General features: G+C 66.7%; 6 protein-coding genes and 1 pseudogene. All 7 read left to right on the top strand.

The features are described 5' to 3' along the window. Positions 1 to 143 (top strand): annotated as a pseudogene (locus tag PHI64_RS12330) (4-hydroxy-2-oxovalerate aldolase); the annotation flags it as partial. A 51-nt stretch (positions 144 to 194) separates the two neighbouring features. Beyond that, positions 195 to 1,220 (top strand): branched-chain amino acid ABC transporter permease, encoded by a 1,026-nt coding sequence (locus PHI64_RS12325; RefSeq protein WP_299883062.1) that lies wholly within the window; start codon positions 195 to 197, stop codon positions 1,218 to 1,220. Continuing rightward, positions 1,217 to 3,046 carry a branched-chain amino acid ABC transporter ATP-binding protein/permease gene (locus PHI64_RS12320; protein WP_299883060.1) on the top strand — a complete coding sequence of 610 codons (1,830 nt, stop codon included), beginning with the start codon at positions 1,217 to 1,219 and terminating at the stop codon, positions 3,044 to 3,046. Before PHI64_RS12325 ends, PHI64_RS12320 begins: the two co-directional genes overlap by 4 nt. Before the next feature lies 1 nt (position 3,047). Then, a complete protein-coding gene (locus PHI64_RS12315; protein WP_299883058.1) occupies positions 3,048 to 3,803 on the top strand; it encodes an ABC transporter ATP-binding protein in 756 nt (251 codons plus the stop codon). Positions 3,804 to 3,822: 19 nt separating this feature from the next. Next, positions 3,823 to 4,404 carry a hemerythrin domain-containing protein gene (locus PHI64_RS12310; protein WP_299883057.1) on the top strand — a complete coding sequence of 194 codons (582 nt, stop codon included), beginning with the start codon at positions 3,823 to 3,825 and terminating at the stop codon, positions 4,402 to 4,404. 36 nt (positions 4,405 to 4,440) lie between these two features. Continuing rightward, positions 4,441 to 5,304, top strand: coding sequence for an alpha/beta fold hydrolase (locus PHI64_RS12305; RefSeq protein ID WP_299883055.1), 864 nt, complete (start codon positions 4,441 to 4,443; stop codon positions 5,302 to 5,304). 155 nt (positions 5,305 to 5,459) lie between these two features. After that, positions 5,460 to 6,356, top strand: a complete 897-nt coding sequence (locus tag PHI64_RS12300; RefSeq protein WP_299883053.1) for a DMT family transporter — start codon at positions 5,460 to 5,462, stop codon at positions 6,354 to 6,356. The last annotated feature ends 2 nt before the right edge of the window (positions 6,357 to 6,358 follow it).

Below are 6,358 nucleotides of genomic sequence, written 5' to 3'. Positions count from 1 at the left end.
CCAAGCGCGCCAGCGCCAAGTACGGCGTGCCGGCCCGGGACATCCTGGTGGAACTGGGCCGCCGCGGCATGGTGGGCGGGCAGGAGGACATGATCGAGGATACGGCCATCACCATGGCGCGGGAACGCGGCCTGGCTGTCTGATCGTCCGACCCTCACGGGCGGGCTGGCCCTGCCCTCTTCAGGAGTCCGTTCATGGATGCCGAAATCTTTGCCTTGCTGGGGCAGGATGGGGTGACCAATGGGGCGATCTATGCCCTTTTGGCCCTCGCCCTCGTTCTGGTTTTTGCCGTCACCCGCATCATCTTCATTCCCCAAGGCGAATTCCTCGCCTGGGGCGCCCTCACCATGGCAGCGCTGGAGGCCGGCCACTACCCCGGCACCGTGTGGCTGTTGCTGGCGGCCGGGGCCCTCACCTTTGCGACCGACCTGGTCGGCGGGCCTCGCCGTCAGCTGGGTCGTTCGGCCTTGTGGAACCTGGCCTATCCGCTGGTGCTGGCCGGCCTGCTGTGGGTGATGCCCCTGCAGGTGCTGCCCCAACTGGCAAAGGGGCTGGTGGCGCTACTGATCGTGGTGCCCCTGGGGCCGATGATCTATCGGGTGGCTTTTCAACCCGTGGCCGAGGCGCCGGTGCTGGTGCTGTTGATCGTGGCTGTAGCCCTGCACCTGCTGATGGTGGGCGTGGGCCTGCTGATCTTCGGGCCGGAAGGTTCGCGTACCCAAGCCTTCAGTGACGCCCAGATCGAGCTGGGCAGCCTGATGGTGGGTGGACACACGCTGGTGGTGCTGGCCGCCTCGGTGCTGCTGATCGTCGCCCTCTACCTGTACTTTGACCGGACCCTGGGCGGCAAGGCCCTGCGCGCCACCGCTATCAACCGCAACGGGGCGCGCCTGATGGGTATCTCGCCAGCACTGGCGGGGCGTCAGACCTTCTTCTTTGCAGCGCTCATCGGCACCCTGTCGGGCCTGCTGGTGGCACCGTTGACCACCGTCTATTACGACAGCGGCTTCCTGATTGGCCTCAAGGGTTTTGTCGCGGCCATTATCGGCGGCCTCGCCAGCTATCCGCTGGCGGCGGGTGGTGCGGTGCTGGTGGGGTTGCTGGAGTCCTTTTCGTCCTTCTGGGCGAGTGCCTTCAAGGACGTGATCGTGTTCACCCTGATCATCCCGGTCCTGATGTGGCGCTCGCTCACTTCCCACCATGTGGAGGAAGAAGAATGAACACGCCTTCGATTGCTGTGGCGCCGGGCATGGGGCTGCTCCGTTCCCGCCACGTGCTGGCGGTTTTCCTGGTGATGGTGGGGCTGGCACCGCTGGTGCTGCCCGAGTTCTACGTCACCCTGCTCAACTATGTGGGTCTGTCGGCGCTGGTGGCGCTGGGCCTGGTGCTGCTTACCGGCGTGGGCGGGCTGACCAGCTTCGGGCAGGCGGCCTTTGTGGGCCTAGGCGCCTACACCACCGCCTGGCTCACCACCACGCCCGAACTGCCAGCGTGGCTGGGCTTTACCGGTGCATCGCCGTGGGCGGCGCTGGTGCTGGGCCTGCTGCTCACCGCCACGGTGGCCATCGTGCTCGGCTCGGTGACTCTCAAACTGTCGGGCCACTACCTGCCCCTGGGCACCATGGCCTGGGGCATCAGCCTGTACTTCCTGTTCGGCAACATGGAGTTTCTGGGCGGCCATGCCGGCCTGTCCAACCTGCCGCCGATCAGCCTGTTCGGTCATGAGCTGGTGAGCAACCGCGACTACTACTACCTGGTCTGGCTGTTCGTGCTGGTGGCCCTGTTCACCACCCGCAACCTTCTGGACTCCCGCGAAGGCAGGGCGATCCGTGCCCTCAAGGGCGGTATCGTGATGGCCGAGTCGATGGGGGTGGATACGTCCCGGGCGCGCATGGTGATCTTCGTGCTGGCGGCCCTGCAGGCCTGTGCGGCGGGCTGGCTGTATGCCCATCTCCAGCGTTTCGTTAACCCTACCCCCTTCGGCCTGCACATCGGCATCGAATACCTCTTCATGGCGGTGGTGGGCGGGGCAGGGCAGGTGTGGGGCGCGCTGGTGGGTGCCGGGGTCATCACCGTGCTCAAGCAGTGGCTGCAGGACATCCTGCCCAAGCTTTTCGGTTCTGCCGGGCACTACGAGGTGATCGTCTTCGGTTTGATGATGATCATCGTGCTGCACCGGGCCCGGGACGGCCTGTGGCCGCTGCTGGCCCGGCTGGTGCCGGTGCGCGCCGAGCCCAAGCAGATCGACCCGAAGGCCGAGCCTCTGCCGAAGAAGGCCCAGCCGCCCCACGGCGAGACCATCCTGGAAGCCCGCGAGGTGACCCGCCGGTTTGGCGGTCTGGTGGCCAACAACGCCATGAGCCTGTCGGTCAAGGCTGGCGAAATCCTGGCCCTGATCGGCCCCAATGGCGCCGGCAAAAGCACCATGTTCAACCAGCTCTCCGGTGTGGATACGCCCACCTCCGGCGAGGTGCTGTTCCGCGGCAAGTCGGTGGCCGGCCACAGCTCCCGGGAGATCGCCGCCCTGGGCATGAGCCGTACCTTCCAGCATGTGCGCCTGCTGCCGAAGATGAGCGTGCTCGAAAACGTGGCCATCGGCGCCCACATGCGCGGCAGCCGGGGCGTGCTGCCCGCCGCCTGGCGCCTCGACCGGGCCGACGAGGCCCGCCTGCTGCGTGAAGCCGCCATTCAGGTGGAGCGGGTGGGCCTGGGCGAGTTCATGCACACCGAGGCCGGGAGCCTGGCCCTGGGCCAGCAGCGCATCCTCGAGATCGCCCGTGCCCTGTGCTCCGACCCCTGCCTGCTGCTCCTCGACGAGCCCGCCGCCGGCCTGCGCCTCAAGGAAAAGCAGGCCCTCTCCGAGCTGCTGCGGCGCCTCAAGTCCGAAGGCATGGCGGTGCTCATCGTCGAGCACGACATGGACTTCGTGATGAGCCTGGTGGATCGGGTGGTGGTGATGGAGTTTGGCGAGAAGATCGCCGAAGGCCTGCCGGAAGAAGTCCAGCAGGACCCGGCCGTGCTCGAAGCCTACCTGGGAGGTGTCTGAGATGAGCACACACAAGAACGTACTTGAAGTGAAAGTCCTCTCCGTGGCCTATGGCAAGGTGGAGGCGGTGAGCAAGATCAGCCTCGCCGTGGGCGAAGGGCAGATCGTCACCGTGATCGGCCCCAACGGCGCCGGCAAGACCACCACCCTGTCGGCCATCATGGGCCTGCTCCCGTCGGCGGGGCAGGTGGCCTTCGACGGCAGCATCGAGCAGATCCCGGAAGTGGAGCGCATGGTGGTGCGCGGCATGAACCTGGTGCCCGAGAAGCGCGAGCTGTTCGGCTCCATGAGCATCGAGGACAACCTGCTGCTGGGCGCCTTTCAGCGCAACCGGGCCGGTCACAAGGACCACCTGCAGACCATGGAAGAGGTGTTTGTTCTCTTTCCGCGGCTCAAGGAGCGCCGCGCCCAGGCGGCCGGCACCCTGTCGGGGGGCGAGCGGCAGATGCTGGCGGTGGGCCGCGCCCTGATGGCCAAGCCCAAGCTGTTGATGCTGGACGAACCCAGCCTCGGCCTGGCCCCGCTGATCGTGCGCGAGATTTTCCGCATCATCGCCGAACTGCGCCGCCGCGGCGTGTCGATTCTGCTGGTGGAGCAGAACGCCCGCGCCGCCCTGCAGGTGGCCGACTATGCCTACGTGCTGGAAAACGGCGGTATCAAGATGCACGGCGAGGCCACCAGCCTGCGCAACGACCCCCGCGTCATCGAGAGCTATCTGGGCCTGGCCAGCAAACACCAGGAAATGCTGGCCACCTGACCTTACCGGAGACACGCCCATGCGCGCACTGCAAGTCCTGGCGGACGAACATCAATCCCTGGCGGCCATCCTCCACGCTGTCCGCTTCATGCTCAAGGAGATAGCCGCTGGCCGTCTCCAGCCCGACATCAAGCTGCTGCGCGGCATGGTGGATTACCTGGAGGCCTACCCCGAGCAGCAGCATCACCCCAAGGAAGACCGCCTGCTCTTCGGCCGCCTCGCCGCCCGTACCGACGAGGGGCGGGAGCTGCTCGACAAGCTCTTCCGCCAGCACGCCGGCACAGCCGAGCGCATCGCCCTGCTTGAAAAGGCGCTGGACGCCTTCGAGAAGAACCCGGCCGACGTGGCCGGCCTGTCGGCGGCCTTCGACACCTACGCTGAGTTTTACCGCAACCACATGATCCTCGAAGAGCGCGAGATCCTGCCCCTGCTGCGCAAGCACTTCACCCCGGATGACTGGGCCGAGATCGACGCCGAGCTGGCCGCCATGGGCAACAGCATGGGCAGCCTGCCCGGCGAGGACTTCGCTGCCGTCTTCTCCAAACTGGTGGCCTCGGCGCCCCCCCCCATCGGCTTTGGCGCCGGCCCTTACGAAGGCTGACCCACTGCATTGCAACCGGATTGAAAGGACAACCCCATGAGCACCCCCACCCTGAGTGAAGCCGCCACCAGCCGCTTCATCCGCATCCACGAAGGCGACCTGGACCTGCAACTGCACTACAACGACATCGGTGAAGGCGCCGAGACGGTGGTCATGCTCCACGGCTCCGGCCCTGGCGCCAGCGGCTGGGCCAACTTCAACCGCAACATCGAACCCCTGGCGAATGCCGGCTACCGGGTGATCCTGATGGACTGCCCGGGCTGGAGCAAGAGCGACCCCATCGTATGCACCGGCTCCCGGTCTGATCTGAACGCCCGCGCCCTGAAGGGCCTGCTCGACGGCCTGGGCCTCGACAAGGTGCACATCATCGGCAACTCCATGGGCGGCCACAGCGCCGTGGCCTTTGCGCTGGCCAACCCCGCGCGGGTCGGCAAGCTGGTGCTGATGGGCGGCGGTACCGGCGGCCCCAGCCAGTTCGTGCCCATGCCCACCGAAGGCATCAAGCTGCTCCAGGGCCTCTACCGCGAGCCCACCATCGAGAACCTCAAGAAGATGATGGCCGTCTTCGTGTTCGACAGCAGCAGCCTCACCGAAGAGCTCTTCCAGGCCCGCCTGGACAACATGCTGGCCCGCCGCGACCACCTGGACAACTTCGTCAAGAGCCTCGCCGCCAATCCCAAGCAGTTCCCCGACTTCGGGCCGCGCCTGGGCGAAGTCACCGCCCCGGCCCTGGTCATCTGGGGCCGCGACGACCGCTTCGTGCCCATGGACGTGGGCCTGCGCCTGATCTGGGGCATGCCCAATGCCGAACTGCACATCTTCAACCGCTGCGGCCACTGGGCCCAGTGGGAACACGCCGACAAGTTCAACCGCATGGTGCTGGATTTCCTGACGCACTGAGCATCCCCCTGTGGGGTCGAATTCACTCGACCCCACAAAAGCAGCCCCGACCCTTCACCATTTCCTAACCCCCTCCTCGGAACATACGCATTCCCTCAGGGGGGCCCGGCTGGCCTAATGGAGGTCTGTGAACTCCGGCCGTCTGCGCCTGCCCCATGAACTCCCCCGGCAACCACATCGGCCTGCTCTTTGCCGTCCTCGGCGCAGTGGGCTTCTCCTTCAAGGCCATCCTCATCAAGCTGGCCTACCCCTATGGCGTGGATGCGGTGACCCTGCTGGCCCTGCGCATGGGTTTCTCGCTGCCCTTCTTCCTGGCCCTGGGCTGGCACGACCAGCGCACCCGCAAGCCCGAGCCCATGGGGCGGCGTGATATCGGCCTGATGCTGGGCCTCGGCCTTACCGGTTATTACCTGGCCAGCTACCTGGACTTCGTGGGTCTGCAATACATCTCCGCCGCCCTGGAGCGGCTGATCCTGTTTGCCTACCCGACCCTGGTGGTGGTGCTGTCGGCGATCTTCCTGGGCAAGCGCATCACGCGCCGGGCCCTGGGCTCCATCGTCCTGTGCTATGCGGGCATCGCCCTGGCTGTGGCCCATGACCTGCACGTGGCCGGCGACATGCACGACGTGCTCATCGGCGGTGGCCTGGTGTTCGGCAGCGCCGTGTCCTACGCCCTCTACCTCATGGGCAACGGCCAGGCCGTCGGCCGGCTGGGCGCGGCCCGGGTCACCGCCTGGGCCAGCACCGCCGCCTGCCTGCTGTGCCTGGCCCACTTTGCCCTCACCCGGCCCCTGGGGCTGCTCGTCCAGCCCGCCCCGGTGCTGCTGCTGGCGGGTGCCATGGCCTTGTTCTCCACCGTGCTGCCGGTGTGGATGGTGTCCGAAGCCATCCGCCGCATGGGGGCCGGCCCCGTGTCCCTGATCGGCACCCTTGGCCCGGTAGTGACCCTCTTCCTGGGCTGGATCATCCTTGATGAAACCATCGGCTTGTTCCAGATCCTCGGCGGCGCGCTGGTGGTGGCAGGGGTGATGCTGGTCGGCAAAAAGGGCTGACG

The organism is Zoogloea sp., from assembly GCF_028689785.1.
Classification (GTDB): domain Bacteria; phylum Pseudomonadota; class Gammaproteobacteria; order Burkholderiales; family Rhodocyclaceae; genus Zoogloea.
Note: the sequence above shows the minus strand (reverse complement) of the source record. Positions and strands in the feature narration are given on the sequence as shown.